Below are 23301 nucleotides of genomic sequence, written 5' to 3' on the forward strand. Positions count from 1 at the left end.
CGCTTCCTATGATATATCAGAGCGGTTACCTGACCATCAAGGATTACGATATGGAGTTCAATACTTTCCTTCTTGACTTTCCGAACAATGAGGTCAAGAACGGTTTCCTTACAGCGCAAGTTTCTCTTCCGAAACCGGAACGATAGGAGATTGGAAAACGGTCTGACTAATTAAAAGTTAATACTCATCAGCCGTACGGATTTGTCCGTTGCCCCTACAACCAGATTGACAACTATCACGAACAGCCGCCGGGAGAGATTTGCCTGTACTATGGAGTTCTCGGCACTGTCGGTGGGTATCGTCTTATTCTGATATAAACGGAAAGAGCAACTAAGGTTTTAGGGCCCGGTTGCTCTTTCTGCTTTTTATAAAGGAATAAAATTTACTGCTTGCTTATGTCTCCATAAAGTCCGGAAGTGTATTTCATCAGAGCTTTCTCGCATAAGGCATCGCCCACGTTATAATAACTCTCGGAAATTTTGTTGAAACGTTCCATAATTTTGTCTGCCTTTTCACGGTCTTTATCGTAAATCAGGGCAATGGCATATTGGATTCTTAACGCGGAAGGCCGGAATGTGGCATTCTGGTTCAAGTAATTCATAATGTTCTTGTCATTGACAGCTTCTTCGATTTTGCTTATCTCGCCATTGTCTATCAGATTGAGGAACAGACGTTCCATTGCTATTTCGTTTTTGTATATCTGAATTATTTCATTCCATCTTTCTTCGGCTAAGGCTATCAGACTATGTGCTTTATCGAAGTCCAGCCTGTCTAGTGCCACTGCCAGATCCATGGTAAGGGCGCAGACATGAAACGGAGACGACATGTCAAGCCGTTTATTGTCGGAATAATACTCTTCCATAGCTTCGTGAGGTCTTTTGCCGCTTTGTGTTTTTGCCAGAAAACGGAGTGAATCCAGAAACACCTGTGTGGAGAACTTGTCTTCTCTGAGTCGCAATATATTGTAACCGTCGTTAGGGATGCCTGAGAAAGTGGAAGGAATACCGTTTACCAGAAAAAAGCATATCCCTACACCAGAAAACAGCATCAGGAATATATTCAGATATGGGTTTAGCGACTCGTGGCATGTCCACAACAATATCCCGCTAATGACGGAAAACATCAGATTGAACATTACGCCTCCAAGATTGTAAAGCATAATCCCGAAATCCGAGTCCCCTTTTTCTGGGGGGAGCAGAAGGCATTGCCCTCCGGCACCCGCAAGTTTCATGGTGGAGATTCTGTAGTGTCCGTCACGCCTGGTCAATATAAAACCGAACGCCATAAAGGAAATGAATTTCCATCCGCGCATCAGAGCTGCGGTAAGATGTCCCGTTTCATGTATTATTATTTGCAGGAAGATACATACAATCATTATCAGGAATGAAAGCAACAGATTCATTATAAGAGAAACGAAACCTTGTTCCTTGCCGAAAAAAATTATTAATGAATATCCGATGCATCCTCCAAAAATCAATGACAATACTATAAACAGTATTACGGCAATGTTTTTCTTTAAAAAACTAATCATGCTATTTTCGGAAGTATTATTTGAAAATCATTGTAGCAAATTCAGACAGATAAATTCTCCAGTTGCGCCAGATGTGTCCGCCTTCGCTTTCTCTATACACATATTTGTAGTTGTGTTTGTCAAGCAACTTTCTGTATTCCACGTTGGCATTATACAGGAAGTCTGTCTTTCCAATTGCAATCCAGTATAGTTTAGGGGCTTTGCTGAACTGTTTGGCCAGTTTTTCTTCCATGTTTTTGTAGATGTCAGAATCTTTTTCCTTGTCAGGGAGTATTGCTGCAGAGAAAAGACCTACATAATCGAATTTGTCCGGATATTCTTTGGAGATATGGAGTGAATGATATCCACCCATTGAAAGGCCTGCTATGGCACGGCTTGATTTTTTCTTCTCAACTCTGTAATTTTTTTCGATGAATTTCATTATTTCAGGGAATGTACTTTCCATAGTGCCTTCCATTGTTCGGGGAAGATTCATCGTAGGTTTATATAGTCCTAAAGAAGATTCTCCCGGAGCGGCTTCCTGATCTACATTTCCGTTGGGCATCACCACTATCATCGGTTCTGCCTTTCCCTGGGCTATCAGATTATCCATTATCTGTGCTGTCCTTCCAAGAGTAGTCCAGGCATCCTCGTCGCCACCCATTCCGTGAAGCAGATAAAGCACGGGATAACGCTTGTTGCCGTTTTCGTAGCCTGACGGAGTATAGACAGTCAGTCGGCGGTCATATCCAAGCTTGTCGCTATGGTACCAGCGTTTTGTCACTGTTCCGTGAGGTACTTTATTCACGCTGTATAAATCGCCAGGCTCTCCTTTCACAATGAAAATATTGAAAACGGACGCTACATCACGGCTTACATATACATTGTTCGGATCTGTCACTTTCAGACCATCGACTATAAATGAATAATTGTAAAGCTCTGATGCTAAAGGTTGCGGAGTTGTGTATTCCCAAACACCGTTCTTGCCTTCTTTCAGCTCGGCATCTCCCGGTACATCGACCTTGCCGAACTGAGTGTCCATTTTTACAGTAGGCAGGAAGTCGCCTGTCACCTTTACCTGAACCGCTTTAGGTGCATGAAAACGGAAGGTTACAGTGTTGTCCGGATGTATTTCCGGTGAAATTATATTTTGTCCACCCCATAATGATTCTTGGGCAAAACAAGTCAGACTTATAAATAAGACTGATAATAAAAGATTGAATTTTCTCATGGTGCTGTAAATGTTATTGTTTAAATAAGTTATTCAGGTTTGACTTTCAAAGATTCCTTGCATATACCGTTCAATCCGCATTCCGCACATTTGGGCGAACGTGCGATACAGACATATCTTCCGTGCAGAATCAGCCAGTGATGTGCCTTGGGTACAATATCCTTTGGAATATATTTCATCAGATAGTTTTCTGTAGCAAGAGGGGTTGTGCATGATTTTGGAACCAGTCCGATTCTGTGGCTCACACGGAACACGTGTGTGTCAACAGCCATTGCGGCTTTATTGAAAACCACGCTTTGTATCACGTTGGCAGTCTTGCGGCCCACACCAGGCAGTTTCACAAGCTTTTCCAATGTGTCCGGCACAGTGCTGTTATATTCGCTTACGAGCATCTTTGCCATTCCTACCAGGTGCTTGGCCTTATTGTTGGGGTAGCTCACACTGCGGATATATTCGAATATCACTTCGGGAGTGCTTGCGGCAAGGGCTTCCGGAGTAGGGAAGTCGTGAAACAACGGGGGAGTAATCATGTTCACACGCTTGTCCGTACATTGCGCGCTAAGTATCACTGCAATGAGCAGTTCAAAAGGGTTTGAGTAATGTAGCTCGGTCTCTGCCACCGGCATTGCCTTCTCAAAATATTCTATAACCTTATTGTATAATTCCTGTTTACGCATAGTCTGTTACCATTTTTTGTGTCTGAAAAAGAAGAAAAGCGAGATACCCATAGTCAGCATAAGGCTCCATGCGAAGAGGTATCCGTACTCCCAATGCAGTTCGGGCATCCATTCGAAGTTCATTCCCCACATTCCGGCAAGGAAGGTTAGAGGGATGAAGATTGTTGAGACTATGGTGAGCTGTTTCATTATGTCGTTCAGTCGCTGGTCGTTTCTTGAGATGTAGAGGTCAACGATGGCGGTTATCAGGTCGCGGCAGCTTTCCATCGTCTGTAGAACGAACTGAAGGTGGTCGTTCACATCGTTGAAGAACGGACGTTGCTGTTCGTTCAGCAGTTCGTTGTCGGCATGAAACAGCTTGTTGATATGTTCCTTCATCGGGAAGATACATTTCTTTATTATACGGTAGTTTTTCCTGTATTTCTGTATGTTCTCTATTCCCGGTGCGTCCGGATTGTGAGGAACGATTAAAGCTTCTTCCATATCTTCCAGTTCATCTTCCATAGCTGTCAGCACGGACATGAAGTTTGCCATGGAGCTGTTCAGTATCACACTTAGCAGATAGTCCGACTGGCGGTGACGTATCTTCAGCGTGTTTTTGTTCAGGGCGGAAATAATCTCATTGAAGAAATCTGTTTCTTTTTCAACGAATGTGAGAACATATGATTTGCCTTGAATGATACATAGTTGCATCGATTCGTAATCTCTATCCTTGTTCATCGCCAGGAGCTTGATGATGATGACATTGTAATCATCGTGTTCTTCCACTTTTGTGAGGTGTTCCGGATTAAGGATATCCTGAGTAGTCAGAAAATCGATGCAGAACATCTGGCATATATTTTTTATTTTATCAGTATCCTGCATACCGGTAATCTGTATCCAGTTTATTTCGTCCTCGTTCATTAATTCCTGAAGATGCTCTAGTTCTATATCCTTGTGATACGTGATGGAGTCTTTCTTATAAGAACACAGATTTATTTTGGTAGGACATATGTTCTCGCCTGTATATCTCAGTTGTTCTGTAAGTAGGTTATTTTTGGTCATGGTGGAAACTCTTTTTTAATACAGCTTCAAAAGTAAATATAATATGTGAGATTATAAATATTTGCTATTTGAATATTCCTGTTAAAATTCAAATATTTATCAGTTAATATTTTTGATTTAGTTTCTTTATTACTTTTTTCTGCAAGTTGAAAAATGTTGCATCTTTTTGAAATAACCTCTATTTTTGTGTTATAGTAGCGAAATTCAGAAGAATCCTGAAGTATTATAAGAATTATAAGAGAAGACGGAAATGCAAAAACTGCGCTGTGTAGTAGAACGTATCACATACCAGAATCCTGAGAACGGATATTCGGTGATGAGGGTTAAGGTGAAAGGTTATGATGAACTGGTAACTCTGGTGGGAAATCTCCTGGAGGTACCGGCAGGAAGTGTGCTATTGTGTGAGGGCGACTGGAAGGTAGACAAACGCTATGGCAGTCAGTTCGTGGCTCAGACATGGGAAGAGGTGATGCCTGCCACTCTTTACGGCATAGAAAAGTATCTGGGAAGCGGACTGGTGAAAGGTATCGGACCTAAGTTTGCACAGCTCATTGTGAACCGTTTCGGTCTTGATACTATCGAAATCATAGAGACAGATATAAAACGCCTCTATGAAGTGCCGGGAATAGGCCAGAAACGGGTAGAGAAAATAGCTGAGAGTTGGGAAAAACAGAAGGACATTAAAAATGTAATGCTCTTTCTGCAGGGTTATGGGGTGAGTACCGTTTATGCCGCAAAAATTTACAGACAATATGGCAAGGAGAGTATCGACACAGTGAAAACTAATCCATATAAACTGGCAGATGATATTTGGGGAATAGGTTTCAAGACAGCCGACACTATTGCCTCAAAAATGGGTTATGAGAAGAATGACCTGCGCAGACTGAAAAGTGGAGTCACATACACATTGAGCCATATGGCCGAGGAAGGCAATGTCTATGCCGAGGAAGAACAGCTTGTAAAATCTGCAATTGAACTTCTTGATGCAGATGAGAATCCCGTTCGTCAGGCTATATCTGAGATGTTACAGAGTGAAGACCTCATAGCTGATGCCGAAGCCATATATATGCCACCGTTCTATTATGCCGAAGTCGGTACAGCGAATCGCCTGAACAAATTGCTGGACTGTGTGGAAGGCAGTCTGTTCAATATAATTCCTGATATTTCAGTTATATCAAAACAAACGGGGATAGAGTATGACGAAGTGCAGGCAGAAGCCATTCGTGAGGCTGTATCTTCTAAAGTTATGGTGCTTACAGGAGGTCCCGGAACAGGAAAAACTACTACCACACAAGGTATTATAGCGGCCTTGAAAGCTATGGGCCTACGCATTCTGCTCGCAGCTCCGACCGGTCGTGCAGCCAAACGCATGAGTGAGGCTACCGGGATGGAGGCCAAGACCATCCACCGTCTGTTGGAGTACAATCCTAAAGATGGATATAAACGTAATGATGATAATCCTTTGGAAGGAGATGCTCTCATTGTAGATGAATGTTCTATGATAGACCTCTTGCTGATGAACAATCTGATGAAGGCAATTCCGGCAGGCATGCGTCTTGTATTGGTAGGCGACATTGACCAGTTGCCGAGTGTGGGTGCCGGAAACGTGCTGCGTGACATCATCGACAGTAAGAGAATACCCGTCATCCGTCTGACACGTATTTTCCGCCAGGCACAGGAAAGCCGTATCGTCATGAGTGCGCATGCCATAAATAAAGGTGTATTTCCAGATACAAGCAACGGTAAGCATACTGATTTTTTCTTTATCCAACGGGAGGAACCGGAACAGGCAGTAGATACAATCGTCAAATTGGTGAAAGAGCGTCTGCCTAATGCGTATAAGCGTCCGACAAGCGATATACAGGTCCTTACACCAATGCAGAGAGGGGTAGTGGGGGCCGCCAATCTCAACATGGCGTTACAGACTGTATTGAATCCCGGGCAGGTGTCATTGAACCGCAGTGGATATTCATTCCGTCAAGGAGACCGTGTGATGCAGTTGCGTAATAATTATGATAAAGAGGTTTTCAACGGTGATTTGGGCTATATCGAAAGAGTAGATATGGAAGACAGAACATTGTTTGTCTGCTTCGACGGAAGAACGGTGGAATATGATGTATCTGAACTTGACGAGCTGACACTAGCTTATGCTACTACCATCCATAAGTCACAAGGCTCCGAGTATCCCATTGTAGTAATGCCTGTGCTGATGACTCACTATGTAATGCTCCAGCGCAATCTGATTTATACCGGAATTACACGTGCTAAAAAAATCTGTGTGCTGGTAGGTACAAAAAAAGCATTGAGCTTTGCTATACGTAATTTGTCGGTGCTGAAACGAAATACAAAGTTGAAAGAGCGCCTGAATGCGCTTGAAAGTCAGTCTGCTGAAATATTTATGGCTGCTGAGTCGGATGAAGGGTATGGAAAGAAGGCATAACTGTTCAGAGGTCGGACATTAATATAATTTAATCCGGATTTACAAATTGTCCATGTTATATCACAAATTGCAGCTGTATTATTTTTTATCATTTCTTTTTGTAAATCTATGACACGTTCCAATTCTTTCTTATATATTTCAGAATCTTCCCAATTATAAATCGGTCTATAAATACCATAGTCCATTATATTTATATCATTAGTAAGTTTCTGAATGTCATTAGATAGTTCATTATATGTAGCTAAACTTTTCAAATAATCCTGGTTAAGATATTCTTTTTTATGTTCTAAATACTTTATTTTCTTCTGAATATCTCCTAAATCTTTCAATAATTCAAGTTTATAATCCTCATAAAAATGTATATCACTTTCCAAACGAGAAATTTCACTTTTCAATGCTTCCTTCTTATCTTTAAATTCTTCGCTCATAGTAAAAATATATGTATATCAATACATCGTTTTATTTTTAATTAATTTTGCCTTTACATTTATTCGCCAGTAGCCAGTCTTGTCAGAACCTTCATGAGTCAAAATACCCATAGTCCTAAGATTCTTGATGTTTTTCTCTATAGCGCGTTTAGTTACACCAATCTTGTTAGCCATATTATCGGCTGTTATTGATGGATCAGAAATAACGAGGTCAATTATCTTTTGTGCAGTTTTACTGACCGTCTTCTGTTTTTCCAATGTGTCTCCGAACTTTTCTGTGTTTACACCGAACTTTTTCACCGAACTTTCTTCGTTTTCACCGAACTTTTCTGTGTTTACACCGAACTTTTTCACCGAACTTTCACCGTTTACAGGGTACTTTTCGAGGGTACTATTTACCCTGTTGGCAACTTCCTCAACAGGTATCCTTCCGTTCTCTCCCCAATTTAAGTTATAGAATGTGGTATAGAAAGAAATCGCTTCCGTTTGATATTGTGGTTCTTTGCCAGGCAGGAAATTAGGCAGTTTCTCCGTAAGTTCACGCATTTTACGTAAACCAGAGCCACGTTTCTCCATATAGTCCAATTGGGTAAACATATCCGCAATGACAGGGTTACGGCGCATGGACGGTACTTTGTATATGTCTCGGTCTTGGATTTGTGTGCCATCAAGCATTGCACCGGGTGATACCAATTCTACCCGGTCATCATAGATATCAATATGTACTTCACCACCCATTACAGTGTAATCTCTATGGATAAGATGGTTTACTAACCCTTCAAAGATAGCGCGGTCGGAATAGTCAGGGAGGTTCAGGCGATAGTTAGGCATCTTCACCCATCCGCTCATTGTATAGTTTTTGATGAAGTCCATACCATATTTCAAAAGCAATACGAGATTTGCCCGATGTTCTACGGAACTGATAGCATCGTCTTTATAGAGCCCTGTCCAACGGGTGCAGAAAATACGTGATTGGAATACAGTGCAATTATCTACAAACAGCAATCCGGCATTGGTCAGCTTACCGTCAGATGTGACAAGTCCGAATGACTCCAAATACTTATCATTCCATTCCTGATGGGTTTGCTCTCGGAAGGTGTTGGCAAGTATAACGAAAGAATGTTTGTTGGCATCTACTTGTGTAGGTAGAGAATCCCAAGTCATGTGCGTACCCTTTAATACTAATGAAAGAAGTTGTTGCGAATTGCATTCCACACTTTCATTGCCGACTCGTGTATAAGCTGTACGTGTTCCGTCTTGATAATAATAATATGGTGTCAGCGTTCCTGCCTTTACTTTCACTTCAAGCAGGGTATGTCCTTCGTGTTCAATAGGGATAAGCTGTACTTCCGGGACAGGGTCAAGTCGTGCCTTTATCATTTCACTGATAAAATCGGCATCTGATTGCGGATTTTCCAAACCAACAATCACTCCGTCATCGTTTACTCCATAGAACAAACTGCCACCGTCCGTATTGGCAAAAGCTGATACGGATTTGAGCCATGACTTTACTTTCTTACGCTCCAGCATTTCCTTGAAATCATAAGACGAGCATTCCGCTATCAATGTATTGTTATGAATCTGCATCGTTTTCTTTTTGTTGTTCGGGTATAAATCTCAGGTTATATATACAAAGGTAATGATAAAACCGGATATTCTGTTAAAATCACTCCATTGATTTGATTACTATGTGTTTGTATCACGATATTTATACAGTTATTCCCAGTTTTATACTCATATTCAGTCACAAATATAACTTTTTCTTGCATATATCGTAAATACTCTGTACTTTTGCGCCCGAATTAAAAAAGAAACAGAGATCATTAACATGCGATGCCGTGAATAGCGGCCGTGTATTCTAGAACACCACGTAAAAAACAGGAACGATGAAAAAAGAAAATCTCGTATCAGTACCTTTTATGGTCTTGGGTATTGTGTTTTGTGTCTGCCTCGTGGCAGCCAATCTTTTAGAGGCCAAAGTCGTACAATTCGGTCCGATTTCCGTAACTGCCGGACTGATAGTTTTCCCAATCTCTTACATTATCAATGACTGTATTGCCGAAGTCTGGGGCTTCCGCAAGGCGCGTCTTATCATCTGGATGGGGTTCCTTATGAACTTCATGGTCGTAGCCCTCGGTAAAGTGGCAGTGGCTCTTCCTGCGGCTCCTTTCTGGGAAGGCGAACAGGCATTCGATTTCGTGTTCGGTCTTGCTCCGCGTATCGCGGCTGCCAGCCTGACTGCTTTCCTTGTAGGCTCGTTCATCAACGCTTTCGTTATGAGCAAGATGAAGATTGCTTCAAAAGGTAAGAATTTCTCTGCCCGCGCTATTGTTTCAACTTTGGCCGGCGAGGGTGCAGATTCAATCATTTTCTTCCCGCTGGCTTTCGGCGGACTGATGCCTGTGAACGAACTGCTGAAGATGATGGCGGTGCAGGTAGTCCTGAAAACGCTGTATGAAATCATCATTCTCCCTGTGACTATCAGGGTGGTGAACTACATCAAGCGTGTGGACGATTGTGATGTGTATGATGAGAATATCTCATATAATGTACTGAAAATTAAGGAGATTTGATTATGACAATGAATAAGGAGGCCGCACTGGTAGTTTTCAGTGGCGGCCAGGATTCTACTACTTGCCTGTTCTGGGCAAAGAAACATTTCAAGGAAGTTTATGCGCTTAGTTTCATCTATGGTCAGAAACATGTGAAAGAGGTGGAACTGGCGAGAGGAATTGCCGAAAGGGCAGGGGTGCATTTTCACGCAATGGATGTATCGTTCATCGGTCATCTTGGCAAGAACTCTCTTACTGATACTTCAATAGTGATGGACGAGGAAAAACCGGAAGGCTCTTTCCCTAATACTTTCGTGCCGGGAAGAAATCTTTTCTTCCTCAGTATAGCTGCTGTTTATGCGCGCGAGCATGGCATCAGTCATCTGGTGACAGGAGTTTCGCAGACTGACTTCAGCGGTTATCCCGACTGCAGGGATTCGTTTATCAAGTCGCTCAACGTCACTCTTAACCTTGCTATGGACGAGCAGTTCGTGATTCACACTCCGCTGATGTGGATAGACAAGGCACAGACATGGGCTTTGGCTGACGAGCTTGGAGTGCTTGACCTGATAAGAAACGAAACTCTGACATGCTATAACGGGGTGCAGGGCGACGGATGCGGACATTGCCCGGCGTGTAAGTTACGTCGCGAGGGACTTGAAAAGTATTTGAACTCGAAAAATAAATAATCTGCTTTTTATTGCTGATTTCCGATAAAGAATGTTTATCTCCACACGGCCGTGTCGAGTTCTCCACACGAGCGTGTCGAGCGCTCCACACGAACGTGTGGAGATAATTGTTTGCGGACATTATATCGTACAAAAGGAAAAATTATATATAAAATGGAAAGAAAAGAAGAACTGACTCTGCTTGGCGGTAGCACTGTATATCGTCAGGACTATGCTCCGGAGGTACTTGAGGCTTTTGTAAACAAGCATCCGGAGAATGATTATTGGGTACGTTTCAACTGCCCTGAGTTTACAAGTCTTTGTCCTATCACCGGACAGCCTGACTTTGCTGAAATCCGTATAAGCTATCTGCCTGACGTGAAGATGGTGGAAAGCAAGAGCCTGAAACTCTATCTGTTCAGTTTCAGAAATCACGGAGATTTTCATGAGGACTGTGTGAATATAATCATGAAGGACCTTATCAAACTGATGGATCCTAAGTATATCGAGGTGACTGGTATATTCACTCCGCGCGGAGGTATATCTATTTATCCTTACTGCAACTACGGACGTCCGGGAACGAAGTATGAGGAACTGGCTGAGTACCGTATGCGCAATCACGATTTGTAATTTTATTGTTAGAAATTTCTTTAGAGGGTTTTATTAAATATCAATAAGCAGTATAAAAAATCCGGTAAGAGAAGATTCTGTCTCCTCTTACCGGATTTTTTATACTGTATTCTTTATTACATATCTTCCATTGAGAGATCCTTGTAAGATATGTCATATCCCTTGAACTCGCCGGTGGCACGCAGGAAAGCTGCTGCCTTCTGCTTAAGCACCTCCATATCGATATTTGCGGATTTACGTTTTATTTCGAAGAATGTAGCTTTATTGTTTAGCTCATTTTCCGCCACGATGTCAATCTCATTTTCTCCTTTGCGGTCCCACCATCCTCCAATCCTTGTATATATCTGGTGTTCAATCAGTACTCGCCTGAAATAACGTTCAAGCATCAAACCGCTGAATGTTTCGTAGTCTCTGTTTATAATTGTTTTTAAGCTTTCGTAGTTTTCTATTTCCAGCATATAACTGTATTTGTAGATAAAGCGGAACCAGAACATAAAGAAATTGTCTTCTATAGTATAGCGGACATTTTTTGTGGAGCTTTTTTCAAACAGAGGTTGTTTTTTTGCAATTACCTCGTACTCGTTTTCAAGTTTGGTCAGATAACCGCCAATTTCTCTACCTACTACGTTTTCTATTTCTGAACGTGAAGTTTTTCCCCTTGCTATGGCTGATAGTATTGAAAAATAAATGCCATAGTCTTTACCGAATTCCTCTATAAGTATTGCTTTGCCTTCACCTAGAAAAATCGAATCACCCTTTACAATTTGATCCAACATTCTTTCTTTTGTTGTAGCTCCGGCATCTATAAGTAACTGTACATACTTTGCCACTCCTCCAGTGAAAGAATATAGAGCCAAGAGGTCTTCTGCAGTGTAACTGGTGTTATAGTCTGTTAAAATCTCCTTTAGAACTGCTGGTGTAAATGGCCGTACAGTCATTAAACGTGTCTGTCTGTTATATAGTGGTTCCTTCTTGTCTTTGAAGATTTTTGTCATCATTGAATAAATAGATCCGCAGACAATCAGGTTTATATGGGCTTTCTGGCTGTACATATCCCAGATACGTTGCATATCACTGTACACAGACTTGTTTACACGAAAGAATTCCTGAAACTCATCGATAAACAGCGTGATGGGGCGTTCTATGGAGAGTTTCATCAGAAATTCAAATATATCTGCAAAATGCTCTGTGCGTCCGATAGTTGGGATTCCCAACTTGTTTTCAATTTCAAGCCGATAATCTTCACACAAGTCACTTTCAGCTTTGCGAGCAACGAAAAAATAGAGAATAGGTTCATCTTCATATGCTTTCCATATAAGGAATGTTTTACCGATACGGCGTCGCCCTGTTACGACCGTGAACTGTGCATTATTTTTTGCCATTTCACGAATCTCACGCAGAGATGCGATTTCTTTTGTTCTATCAAAAAATTTCATATCCTTATTTGTTTATTTTCTATTTCCGAAATGACCGTTTCCGAAACAGCCGTTTCGCTACTGCAAATATAACGTGTTTTAATTAGTCCGGAAATGAGATTTCTATGATAACTCCAGTCCGAACTCTTCTTTCAGTTTCAGCAGATTAGGATTTTTCTTGCTCATCATCTGGAAACGTTCCACATGGCTGTAGGCTCTGATATTCTCATCGGCTGCACTTACGCGGACGGTCATTCTGATTTTTCTGTTGTGAAGCTGTTCCCTCAAGTGATTCTCTATCTGCGGTGCCAGCTGCTGCATGTATTTCTGAACCATCTCGTTGTCTACTGCCACTTCGAATGTAGTCTGGTCGTCAAGAAGTTTCGGCGACATGTTCATCATTCGTCCTGCATTAGCTTTTTCCTCTTTGGGAAGTCGGGTGGCAAACTCTCTCCAGTAGTAGTTCAGGTCTTTTTCATACACATCGTAGTCTTCCCATTCCTTTTCTGCCTGCTGGACTTGTGCTGCAGGTTTCTGCGCTACGGCCTCCTCCAGATGCTGTGGCCTTTTCTTTATTGACGGTCCGAGTATTCCCGCTTTTACTACAGGTATTTTCTTCTCCTGGGTAACTTTCAGTCCGTCGGGCAGTTTATGCATCTGCTGTTGGGCGGGGTTGTTGCCGTATTGTGGTTGAGGCTCTGAAGTGTTCTGCTGTACCGGTTGCTGCACGTTCTGTACATTAGCCGGTTGCTGAGTTATCGGTTGCTGCTGGGCTACGGGTTGTTGCTGTGTTGCTGCCGGAGCAGTCTGCTGGTTGAAGATAGGTTTTATCACTTTAGGGCTACGCCCATTGCCGGCATCATCTTCTTCGGATGTTATCTGTGCCAGCTGTATCAGTGTCAGCTCTACCAGAAGTCGTTTATTTTTGCTCTGTCTGTAGTTCAGGTCGCAGTCGTTGCACAGCTTCATTGCCTTGTAAAGGAATTTCTGTTCGCATTTCTGTGCCTGAGCCTTGTATCTTTCTCTGATTGAGGCTCCTACTTCCAGAAGCTGGAGTGTCTGTTCATCGCGGCTTACGAGCAGGTCGCGGAAATGTGAGCTAAGTCCGGTTATAAAATGATTGCCGTCGAATCCTTTTTTCAATACCTCGTTGAACAGAAGCATACATTCCGAAACCTTGTTCTCAAGAATATAGTCCGTCAGTTTGAAATAATATTCGTAGTCAAGTACGTTGAGGTTTTCGATGACGCTCTTGTAAGTGATATGCCCGTTTGAGAAACTTGTCACCTGGTCGAAGATGGACAAGGCATCGCGCATACCACCGTCTGCCTTTTGTGCTATCACGGTCAGCGCTTCAGGTTCGACGTCTATACCTTCTTTCTGTGCCACTCCCTGAAGATGTTCCACTGTATCGGTCACACTGATACGACTGAAGTCGTATATCTGACATCGGCTCAGAATAGTAGGCAGGATCTTATGTTTCTCTGTTGTGGCAAGAATGAAGATGGCATGATGAGGCGGCTCTTCAAGGGTTTTCAGAAAAGCATTGAAGGCGGCAGTTGACAGCATGTGCACCTCGTCGATGATATATACCTTGTATTTGCCTATCTGTGGCGGGATGCGTACCTGCTCTATCAGCGAGCGGATATCTTCCACAGAGTTGTTTGATGCGGCATCCAGCTCATGGATATTGTATGAACGCTGCTCGTTGAACGCCTTACATGATTCGCATTCGTTGCAAGCCTCGCCGTCAGGTTTCGGTGACAGACAGTTGATGGTTTTAGCAAAAATACGTGCGCATGTGGTTTTTCCTACTCCTCGCGGTCCGCAGAAAAGGTAGGCGTGGGCCAGCTTGTTGTTGGCAATGGCATTCTTCAGAGTCGTTGTGAGTGCACGCTGTCCTACTACGGTATCGAATGTGGCAGGGCGGTATTTACGTGCTGATACAATATAGTTGTCCATAATCAGGATTGGTTTTTCTTGTTTTGTTAAGTTATGACAAAGATAATTATTTCTGCCGACAATTCATTATGCTGTATGAAAGAATTGGGGTTTACAGCATTTATTGTTATATTTGCGCCAACAAAATCTTCTTGTCATGAAAGAGAAACTGGTAAATATATGGAATTTTGTGCGTCTTCACAAATACGGTGTCACATTGGCTGTGTTTGTGCTGATAATTGGTGTTCTGGATGAGAACAGCTGGATTCGCCGTTTGGAACATCGCGCTGAAATAAACAGACTGAATACTGAAATCAGGCATTATAGAAAGCAGTTTGAGGAGGATAGCAAGTTGCTGAAGGAAATCTCAACCAATCCGGAGGCATTGGAGAAAGTGGCGCGTGAAAAATACATGATGAAGAAGGAAAACGAAGATATATTTATTTTTGAGCAGGATTTGGAAGATGAATAAACTGGATAATATAATAGCTGTTGCTGGTGCGGTAGCGTTGTTTGTGGGGCTGATATTGCAGTTCGTAAAGTTTGAATACGCACCGTATATTTACATTGTCGGGGCACTGATGTTCGGGTGGATTCAGGCAAAGACAGGAAGATATTTTGGCAAGAACATAGTTCTCAGACGGTTGAAACGTCAGCAGTTGATAGGGGCTATGCTGCTTGTTATAGCAGGTGTGATGATGATTGTCTGGCATCATAACGAATGGATTTTATGCCTGAGTGTAGCAGCTGTGCTCGAGTTATATACAGCATATCGTATTCCGTACGAGGAGAAGAAAGAAGAATAACAAGACATTCAGAAAATATTAAAGAGCCGTTCTATACAAGTATTGTGTAGAGCGGCTCTCGAATTTTATATCAGTTTGTTGCCTTGAATATAGGGATACCTCCCTGTTCGTCGGGATTGAAGGCATACCATATATAATGGTCGTTGTCATCAACGGGCAGTTTGCAGAGACGCAGACGTTCGTCGTATGTTCCGTATACGACTTCCCATGAATCTGGAGGTGTGACATGTTTTGTCCTTATCGCTTCTGCAGGTTCTTTCTTGAGCGACATTCCTGCCTCTATCCATGCCTGAGTGGCGGACAGTGTGTATTGCGGATAATTACTCTTGCAGAACTTGTAAAGAATTATTCCTCTTCTTTCCAGTCCCATAGGCTGGTCTATTACTCCGATGTTTGTAAGATGATTAAGGAAGCGATACAGGAAGTCTTCATTCTCTACTATCAGTAGGCGTGTAAGTCTCTGCCATGCTTTGGCATTGTAGAAACCGTCCAATAGTCTTGACAGAAGTCTTGCTGTCTGAAGTTCGTCTGATGTAATATCGTTTGTCTCTAGTACTTCGTATGGAGGTAGGGGAGAATATCTTATTCCAAGCTTTTCCGCTCTTCTTCTCATTTCAGTTCCGGGAAGCAGTTTCAGTGATTCCAACTGTATTTCTCCTGCATTAAGTCCGGCAAGAGTACGAACGTCTTCGAATATCTCGCTCAGATGATAGTGGGGCAGTCCTGCTATAAGGTCTGCATGTGTTTCCATATTCTCCAGTGAGCATAGGAACTTCAGCCCTTTCATCGCATCTTCAAGTTTTCCGGCGCGACGGCTTGTGGTCAGTACTATTTCTCTCAGGCTTTGTATTCCGGCCTCAAGATGCAGAAGTCCTTTGGGCATTGATCTCAATTCTGCTTTCAGTTCCTCTGAAAGTAATGCCGGATGTATTTCAAGATGGAAATTTATATCCGGATATTCGCGGAACAGGGCTAACAATGATTTTGCATAGCGGGTGTTGTAGTTGAAAGTGCGGTCCAGCACTCTTATGTTTTTGATTCCGTGGCTGTGAATTATTTCTATCCTTTCTCTGATGGTGTCGATACCTAGATTTCGTACGGGTTTGTCGCCACCGCTTACACAAAATGCGCAGGTGTTGAAGCAGCCTCTTGTGGTCTCCAGTTGTACGAAAGGTTTGTCCCAATTGAACAGTTCGCTTTTTTCAGGATATTCCAGGGCGGTAAAATCGCTCACTCTTGCCATACCGTTGTCGTGGTATTCTCCATTATCGTCAATATAGCAAAGTCCGTCAATGTTTTTCCATTCTTCCTTATTGTCGAAATGCTCCATCCACTGCATGAAACCGATTTCTCCTTCACCTCTGAATACTCCTTCAATAAAATCGTTAGTTGTAAGGAATTTTCTGTTATCTCCAAGAAATTCCGGACCTCCGAGGATTATCCTGCATTGTGGCAGCAGAGATTTTACGCGGCATGTTATATGCAATAGCGCTTCGTGGTTGAAGAGCCAGCATGTAGATGCTACAATATCAGGCTTGTGTTTATAGATTTGTTCTGCCACCATTCCCGGGTTCTCGTTGATGGTAGCCGAAACCTTTACCCACACAATGCTTTTGTCGTCTGCCATCTGTGCATGCAGAGCCGGAAGTGCAAGTGATGAATGTGCATACGAACTGTTTAAGTCCAACCAGAGTAATTTCATACTATAAAAGATGAGAGTAAACTATTATTACAAAAGAAAGCGAAGAACCACAATAAGCCGTCTGTATCAGGCTTTATGATTCTTCGCTTAATATTTTTTATCGTGCGATGAATATTATTGAATCAGATACTGTGAACTGATTGATTCGTTAGTCATCACGCGGCGGATAGTTTCAGCGAACATATCTGCAATTGAAAGCTGTTTAACCTTAGCGCAACGGTTTGCATAAGGAATACTATCTGTGAATACAATTTCTTCCAATTGAGAGTTCTGTACACGTTCAGAAGCAGGACCTGACATTACGCAGTGCGAAGCTATAGCTCTTACTGAATTTGCTCCGGCTTCTTTCATGATGTCGGCAGCCTTAGTGATTGTACCGGCTGTATCAACCATGTCGTCAACAAGAACAACATCTTTTCCTTTTACGTCACCGATAATCTGCATTGAAGCTACAACGTTTGCTTTTTCACGGGTTTTGTGACAAAGTACCAAAGGAACGTCGAGGAACTTGGCATATGTGCTTGCACGCTTGGAACCACCAACGTCAGGAGTAGCGATTACAAGATTTTCCAGATTCAATGACTGAATGTATGGGGCAAATATTGTAGATGCATACAAGTGATCTACAGGAATATCGAAGAATCCCTGTATCTGGTCTGCATGAAGGTCCATTGTTATCAGACGGTCGATACCTGCAACGCTTAAGAGGTCTGCAACCAATTTTGCGCCTATAGAAACACGCGGTTTGTCTTTACGGTCCTGACGAGCCCATCCGAAGTAAGGTATTACGGCGATAATGCTCTTTGCAGAAGCACGTTTAGCAGCATCAATCATAAGGAGCAATTCCATAAGATTGTCAGAATTTGGGAATGTAGACTGTATTATGAACACATGCTGACCACGGATTGACTCTTCGTAAGATACGGCGAACTCTCCGTCAGCAAAGTGAGTAATCTTCATGTTACCAAGTTCGCATCCTAAACTGTTGCAGATTTTTTCTGCCAAGTATCTCGAGTTTGTACCAGAGAATACTTTAAAAGGTGATTGTACGTTCATTGTAAATAGATATATTGCCTTGATTTGTTTGCAAAGTTATACCATTTATACAAGTATGTCAAACGTTTTGTCGGAAAATTACAATAAGTATTTAGTCGGCAAGTCGTTTTAACTTTCTGAAATGGTCTATAAGTTCTTGATAATTGTTGTCAAAACTATGGTTGAATTTGGACCAGAGCCCTCCCATAATGGCTGCGCCTCCGAATCCAAAATCCTTTACTCTAAGAATATTTTCCTCATCAATACCACCTAAAGCAATGACCTTCTTATCTATAATGTCAGCCTTTACGGCTTCACGTATTGCTTCAGGAGTGAATTTTGAAGAATAACCCTCTTTTGAGATACTGTCGAATATCGGACTTAGGAATACATAGTCGCAAGTTTTCTTGTCTTCCTGTACTTCTTCAAGAGTATGACAGGAAGCACTGATATGTCCGGAGTAGTTGTCCGGGGCAATAGGATTGCGGCTGTTCAAGTGAATACCTTTCAACTTATATTCATTGCATAAGTAGAAATGGTCATGTATAACTATTTTCTTATGATATTTTTCCGGGATGAGTGTAAGCAGTCTCTCTGCGTAAACCGCTTCTGTTCCGGGTTTGCGAAGATGTAATATGTCTAGCCCTTCTTCGAAGAGTGCATTTAGTATTTGGTCCTCCTCTACAAAATATTCTGGAGTTGTTATCAATATCAGTTTCATGTGTGTACCACTAAATCTGGACGCAAAGTTAGTAACCAAAATGAAATATTCCTAATCTTTACAGTAAAATCGTATTTGTTTGCAACGTTTTCAGGTCTATGTACCATAGTTTGCCAGAAAGAATCTCTCCGAAACCGCAGATTATCTTGATTACTTCGTTTGCCTGCACGCAACCTACAAGTCCTGGTGTTACCCCGATTACTCCTTTGGGAGGGGCAGGCATTGACAGCATTTCTTCTTCGTCCGGAAATAGGTCGCGATAGTTCTTTCCGCCCTGATAATTGAATACTGAAACCTGTCCGTCAAAAGCACGTATGGCTCCATAGACGTAAGTCTTGCCCAATTTTACGCATGTGTCATTTATAATGTAGCGAGTGAGGAAGTTGTCGCATCCATCAACTACTATGTCATATTTGCTGATTATCTCTTCTGCGTTTTCTTTCGTCAGACGTGTGTTGTATGCGTCTATTTTTATCTGGCTGTTAAGGGCATTCAGTCTTTTCTGTGCCTGAATAGCTTTAGGCAGACCTACTTCAGTTTCTGAATAGAGGACTTGTCTTTGCAGATTGCTTTCGCTTACCACATCATCGTCTATCAGGCCGATATTGCCTACTCCTGCTCCTGTAAGATATAGTGCAATAGGCGATCCCAGCCCACCTACACCTACAATAAGCACTTTTGCCTTGCTGAGTTTTTCCTGTCCTCTTTCACCTAACTCAGGTAGGATTATTTGTCTGTTATATCTTTCCATGTTATAATTAAAAAAAATACCGGCGGCACAAGGGTATTGCAATCCTATGCCGTCAGTATTTATATTGTCAGATCAGACAGCTTTCCCTGTCTTGATAAAGTCGAATGAAGCATCCCAGTCTTTCCAAACAGGCTCACGCCCCAATGCTTTTAAAGCTTTGTCTATTTCTACGGCTGTGCGTTCGTCGCTTACATGGAATTGCTCAAGTGCCTGAGGATATGTGTAGTAACCTCCGGGTTCGGTCTTGCTTTCTGCACTCATGGTTGTAACACCTAGCGAAGCCATGTTGTCGCGGATATGTGCCGGCTCGCGTGTAGAGTAGGAGATATCCACATCGTGGTCGAATATACGCATGGCGAAAGTAACCTGAGCCAGCTCCTTGTCACTCATGATGACATTAGGCTGGAAACCTTCGTTTTCTGCAGGACGCATACGCGGGAAATTTACGCTGTATTTTGTCTTCCAGTAATGTTTCTGCAGATAGCGTAGGTGATATGCCATCATGGTTACGTCTGTACGCCAGTCTTCCAGTCCGATAAGTACACCCATACCGATGGAGTGAACACCTGCCTGTCCCATACGGTCAAAACCGTTTACACGCCATTCGAATTTCGATTTCATACCTCTTGGATGGTAGATATTGTATCTGGCTTTGTTGTATGTCTCCTGGAAACAGATAACTCCGTTCAATCCGTGTGTTACCAGCTCGGCATATTCCTCAGCCTTTAGAGGCATCACCTCTATTTTAAGATTTGAGAAGTAAGGTTTTGCCAGGTCAAGTGCTTTGGCTATGTATGGTACACCTGCTTTTGCCGGATTTTCACCTGTTACGATAAGCAGATTTTCGAACGGGCCTAGTTTCTTTATGGCTTTATATTCGTTTTCTATTTCTTCTGGTGTAAGTATGGTACGTGCCATCGGGTTGCTGATGTGGAATCCGCAATACACGCATGAGTTTGTACATGAATTTGTTATATACAATGGTATAAACATAGACATTGTACGTCCGAAACGTTCTTCAGTATATTTCTTGCTGAGTCGCGCCATCGGTTCAAGATATTTTTCGGCAGCCGGCGAGATGAGTGCCATAAAGTCATCCACGTCGCAGCGGCTTTTACCGAGAGCACGTATCACGTCTGCCTCGGTCTTGGAGTAAATGGCTTTGGTCGTCTCCTCCCAGCTTATTTTTTCAAGTTCATCTGAAAACATTCTATTAGTTTTTAAATATTCTTTAAATCTCTACTTAATTTCATCGCACAGAAGTTAGGACCGCACATTGTACAGTATTCACCATCTGTGTGACGTCCTTCGTTGAAATATTCAAGGGCACGGTCAGGATCCAGTGAAAGATGGAACTGGTCGCGCCAACGGAATTCGTAGCGGGCCTTGCTTAAGGCGTTGTCGCGTATCTGTGCTCCAGGATGTCCTTTTGCAAGGTCGGCGGCATGAGCGGCAATCTTGTATGTGATGACACCTGTGCGTACATCCTCGCGGTTAGGCAAGCCGAGGTGTTCCTTCGGAGTCACATAGCAAAGCATTGCGGTACCCAACCAACCAATCTGGGCAGCACCGATAGCTGATGTGATATGGTCGTAACCCGGAGCGATATCAGTTACAAGCGGGCCGAGTGTATAGAACGGAGCATTGTGGCACGACTTGATCTGGCGTTCCATGTTCTCCTGTATCTTGTGCAAAGGTACATGTCCCGGTCCTTCGATGAATGCCTGTACGTTTTTGTTCCATGCACGGAGTACCAGTTCACCCAGTGTGTCAAGCTCTGCAAATTGTGCCTCGTCGTTGGCATCGTAGATAGAGCCCGGACGGAGACCGTCGCCCAATGAAACTGCTACGTCATACTGTGCAAGGATATCGCAAATCTCGTCGAAATGTTCATAAAGGAAAGACTCCTTATTATATATCTTACACCACTTGCTCATGATACTTCCGCCACGGCTCACGATACCGCAAAGACGTTTGTCGGCAAGGTGTACATTATGCAGACGAATTCCGGCGTGGATAGTGAAGTAGTCAACACCCTGCTCGCACTGTTCTATCAGTGTATCCTTGTAAATCTCCCAGTTGAGGTCTTCCACCTTACCGTTTACTTTCTCCAAAGCCTGATAGATAGGCACAGTACCTACAGGAACAGGGCAGTTGCGTACAATCCATTCGCGGGTTTCGTGGATGTTTGCACCTGTAGAAAGATCCATCAGTGTGTCGCCACCCCATTTGCAGCTCCATACAGCCTTATCCACTTCTTCGTCGATACTTGAGGTAGTGGCAGAGTTACCGATGTTGGTATTGATTTTCACAAGGAAGTTACGTCCTATAATCATAGGTTCCGATTCCGGGTGATTGATATTGGCAGGCAATACGGCACGTCCGGCAGCAATCTCGTCGCGTACAAATTCCGGAGTGATATATGTTTCGATGCCTAATTCGCGGCAGTTCATGTTCTCGCGGATGGCAACATATTCCATTTCAGGAGTTACGATACCCTGCTTGGCATAGTACATCTGAGTGCAGCACTTACCTTCCTTTGCGCGGTATGGCAATGCGATATGTTCGAAGCGGAGATGGTCGAGCGACTTATCATCACGGCGCATTTTTCCGTATTCTGAAGTGATTGAAGGCAACTGCTCCACATCACCGCGTGATGTAATCCAGCTTTCACGCATACGTGGCAATCCTTTCTTCAGGTCAATCTCAATATTAGGGTCGCTGAAAGGCCCGCTTGTATCATATATATATACAGGGGCGTTCGGTGTCATCACTTTCTCGCCGTCAACGATGTTGACAGTAGGAGTGAGGTTTACTTTCTGCATACCTACTTTAATGAAAGGGAACATTGTGCCTTGCATGTAGGCTTTTTCTGCATGGGCGTATGCTTTTTTATCTTTTTCGTTGTCCATGTGAATTGTAAAGTTTATTCGTTTAAGAATGAAGTTAAAGGAGATGAAGCTGAAGCTACAAGGTTGTCAGCCTGAATACCCAATCCTGCTTCGTAGGCGCGGCGGCCGGCGATGACAGCTTCCTTGAATGCGATTGCCATTTCTACAGGATTACCGGCAACGGCAATAGCTGTGTTTACAAGGCAGGCGGCTGCACCCATTTCCATAGCTTCTGCAGCATGGCTCGGAGCGCCGATACCGGCATCAACTACTACAGGAACGTTGCTCTGTTCGATGATTATACGAAGGAAATCTCGAGTCTGCAAACCTTTGTTTGTACCTATAGGAGCAGCAAGAGGCATCACAGTAGCCGCACCAGCTTCTTCCAGACGCTTGCAAAGTGTAGGGTCAGCCTGGCAGTAAGGAAGGACTACGAAACCGAGTTTTACCAGTTCTTCAGTAGCCTTAAGTGTTTCTGTTGAGTCCGGCAACAGGTAGCGAGGGTCCGGATGAATTTCCAGTTTCAGCCAGTTAGTTCCGAATGCTTCACGAGCAATCTGTGCGGCAAATACGGCTTCTTCCGCTGTACGTACACCTGAAGTGTTTGGCAACAGCTGTATATGAGGATGAACGATATGGCGCAACATGTCGTCTTCCTTGTCTTCAAGTTCGATACGTTTCATGGCTACAGTAACCATTTCTGTGCCGGATGCCAGGATGGCTTCTTCCATCTGCTGGTTTGAGTTGAATTTTCCTGTTCCCAGGAAAAGGCGGGAATCGAATTCACGACCCGCAATAATAAGTTTTTCCATATAGTAGATAATTAATATTTTATTGATCCTTTAATTTTAAATGGTGT

The 23301-nt window shown here is 42.9% G+C and carries 21 protein-coding genes; 6 read left to right on the plus strand and 15 right to left on the minus strand.

Annotated elements, in window-relative coordinates:
• Positions 1-382 precede the first annotated feature (382 nt).
• Genes H6A27_RS03330 through corA form a run of 4 tightly spaced genes read right to left on the minus strand, consistent with a single transcriptional unit; the run spans position 383 to position 4462 of the window.
• Positions 383-1531 carry a site-2 protease family protein gene (locus H6A27_RS03330; RefSeq protein WP_204507671.1) on the minus strand — a complete coding sequence of 383 codons (1149 nt, stop codon included), beginning with the start codon at positions 1529-1531 and terminating at the stop codon, positions 383-385.
• A 16-nt stretch (positions 1532-1547) separates the two neighbouring features.
• Entirely contained in the window at positions 1548-2741 is a 1194-nt protein-coding gene (locus H6A27_RS03335) for an esterase (RefSeq protein WP_204507672.1), read from the minus strand.
• 29 nt (positions 2742-2770) lie between these two features.
• A complete protein-coding gene (nth, locus tag H6A27_RS03340) occupies positions 2771-3418 on the minus strand; it encodes an endonuclease III (protein WP_204507673.1) in 648 nt (215 codons plus the stop codon).
• Positions 3419-3424: 6 nt separating this feature from the next.
• Positions 3425-4462 carry a magnesium/cobalt transporter CorA gene (gene corA / locus H6A27_RS03345; protein WP_204507674.1) on the minus strand — a complete coding sequence of 346 codons (1038 nt, stop codon included), beginning with the start codon at positions 4460-4462 and terminating at the stop codon, positions 3425-3427.
• 250 nt (positions 4463-4712) lie between these two features.
• Here corA and recD2 point away from each other — a divergent pair, with 250 nt between their 5' ends.
• Positions 4713-6902, plus strand: coding sequence for an SF1B family DNA helicase RecD2 (gene recD2, locus H6A27_RS03350; RefSeq protein WP_204507675.1), 2190 nt, complete (start codon positions 4713-4715; stop codon positions 6900-6902).
• Here the strand turns inward: recD2 and H6A27_RS03355 are convergent.
• Positions 6842-7330: a hypothetical protein gene (locus tag H6A27_RS03355; RefSeq protein ID WP_204507676.1), complete on the minus strand. Its 489-nt coding sequence runs from the start codon at positions 7328-7330 to the stop codon at positions 6842-6844. The two genes, recD2 and H6A27_RS03355, sit on opposite strands and share 61 nt — an antisense overlap.
• 18 nt (positions 7331-7348) lie before the next feature.
• Positions 7349-8917, minus strand: coding sequence for an RNA-binding domain-containing protein (locus tag H6A27_RS03360; RefSeq protein WP_204507677.1), 1569 nt, complete (start codon positions 8915-8917; stop codon positions 7349-7351).
• 299 nt (positions 8918-9216) lie between these two features.
• Between H6A27_RS03360 and H6A27_RS03365 the strand changes: the two genes are divergently transcribed.
• The 3 genes from H6A27_RS03365 to queF all read left to right on the plus strand — a co-directional run bounded on the left by H6A27_RS03365 (position 9217) and on the right by queF (position 11180).
• Positions 9217-9903: a queuosine precursor transporter gene (locus H6A27_RS03365; protein WP_204507678.1), complete on the plus strand. Its 687-nt coding sequence runs from the start codon at positions 9217-9219 to the stop codon at positions 9901-9903.
• An 8-nt stretch (positions 9904-9911) separates the two neighbouring features.
• The gene (queC, locus tag H6A27_RS03370; RefSeq protein WP_204507745.1) at positions 9912-10571 is read left to right on the plus strand and encodes a 7-cyano-7-deazaguanine synthase QueC; all 660 of its coding nucleotides are present in this window, start codon (positions 9912-9914) and stop codon (positions 10569-10571) included.
• Positions 10572-10724: 153 nt separating this feature from the next.
• Positions 10725-11180, plus strand: a complete 456-nt coding sequence (queF, locus tag H6A27_RS03375; RefSeq protein WP_204390877.1) for a preQ(1) synthase — start codon at positions 10725-10727, stop codon at positions 11178-11180.
• 116 nt (positions 11181-11296) lie between these two features.
• On the opposite strand, the gene H6A27_RS03380 is transcribed toward queF, so the two are convergent.
• Both H6A27_RS03380 and H6A27_RS03385 read right to left on the minus strand, forming a co-directional pair.
• Positions 11297-12616 carry an ATP-binding protein gene (locus H6A27_RS03380; protein ID WP_204507679.1) on the minus strand — a complete coding sequence of 440 codons (1320 nt, stop codon included), beginning with the start codon at positions 12614-12616 and terminating at the stop codon, positions 11297-11299.
• A gap of 102 nt (positions 12617-12718) precedes the next feature.
• Positions 12719-14557, minus strand: a complete 1839-nt coding sequence (locus tag H6A27_RS03385; RefSeq protein WP_204507680.1) for a DNA polymerase III subunit gamma/tau — start codon at positions 14555-14557, stop codon at positions 12719-12721.
• A 136-nt stretch (positions 14558-14693) separates the two neighbouring features.
• Here H6A27_RS03385 and H6A27_RS03390 point away from each other — a divergent pair, with 136 nt between their 5' ends.
• Together H6A27_RS03390 and H6A27_RS03395 are read left to right on the plus strand one after the other, a co-directional pair.
• Positions 14694-15008, plus strand: coding sequence for an FtsB family cell division protein (locus H6A27_RS03390; RefSeq protein ID WP_204402400.1), 315 nt, complete (start codon positions 14694-14696; stop codon positions 15006-15008).
• Entirely contained in the window at positions 15001-15342 is a 342-nt protein-coding gene (locus H6A27_RS03395) for a hypothetical protein (protein ID WP_204507681.1), read from the plus strand. Before H6A27_RS03390 ends, H6A27_RS03395 begins: the two co-directional genes overlap by 8 nt.
• A 70-nt stretch (positions 15343-15412) precedes the next feature.
• Here the strand turns inward: H6A27_RS03395 and H6A27_RS03400 are convergent, their stop codons facing one another.
• The 7 genes from H6A27_RS03400 to H6A27_RS03430 form a co-directional block, all read right to left on the minus strand.
• The gene (locus tag H6A27_RS03400) at positions 15413-17044 is read right to left on the minus strand and encodes a B12-binding domain-containing radical SAM protein (protein WP_204507682.1); all 1632 of its coding nucleotides are present in this window, start codon (positions 17042-17044) and stop codon (positions 15413-15415) included.
• A 114-nt stretch (positions 17045-17158) separates the two neighbouring features.
• Positions 17159-18100, minus strand: coding sequence for a ribose-phosphate pyrophosphokinase (locus H6A27_RS03405; RefSeq protein ID WP_204507683.1), 942 nt, complete (start codon positions 18098-18100; stop codon positions 17159-17161).
• Between the two features lie 91 nt (positions 18101-18191).
• The gene (locus H6A27_RS03410; protein ID WP_204402393.1) at positions 18192-18800 is read right to left on the minus strand and encodes a thiamine phosphate synthase; all 609 of its coding nucleotides are present in this window, start codon (positions 18798-18800) and stop codon (positions 18192-18194) included.
• Positions 18801-18858: 58 nt separating this feature from the next.
• Positions 18859-19551 (minus strand): HesA/MoeB/ThiF family protein, encoded by a 693-nt coding sequence (locus H6A27_RS03415; protein ID WP_204507684.1) that lies wholly within the window; start codon positions 19549-19551, stop codon positions 18859-18861.
• 72 nt (positions 19552-19623) lie between these two features.
• Positions 19624-20760: a 2-iminoacetate synthase ThiH gene (gene thiH, locus H6A27_RS03420; RefSeq protein WP_204507685.1), complete on the minus strand. Its 1137-nt coding sequence runs from the start codon at positions 20758-20760 to the stop codon at positions 19624-19626.
• 11 nt (positions 20761-20771) lie between these two features.
• Positions 20772-22463, minus strand: a complete 1692-nt coding sequence (gene thiC, locus H6A27_RS03425; protein ID WP_204507686.1) for a phosphomethylpyrimidine synthase ThiC — start codon at positions 22461-22463, stop codon at positions 20772-20774.
• 14 nt (positions 22464-22477) lie between these two features.
• A complete protein-coding gene (locus H6A27_RS03430; protein ID WP_204507687.1) occupies positions 22478-23254 on the minus strand; it encodes a thiazole synthase in 777 nt (258 codons plus the stop codon).
• Positions 23255-23301 lie beyond the last annotated feature (47 nt).

Origin of the sequence: Bacteroides caecigallinarum (genome assembly GCF_016902295.1) — a bacterium.
Lineage (GTDB): Bacteria > Bacteroidota > Bacteroidia > Bacteroidales > Bacteroidaceae > Phocaeicola > Phocaeicola caecigallinarum_A.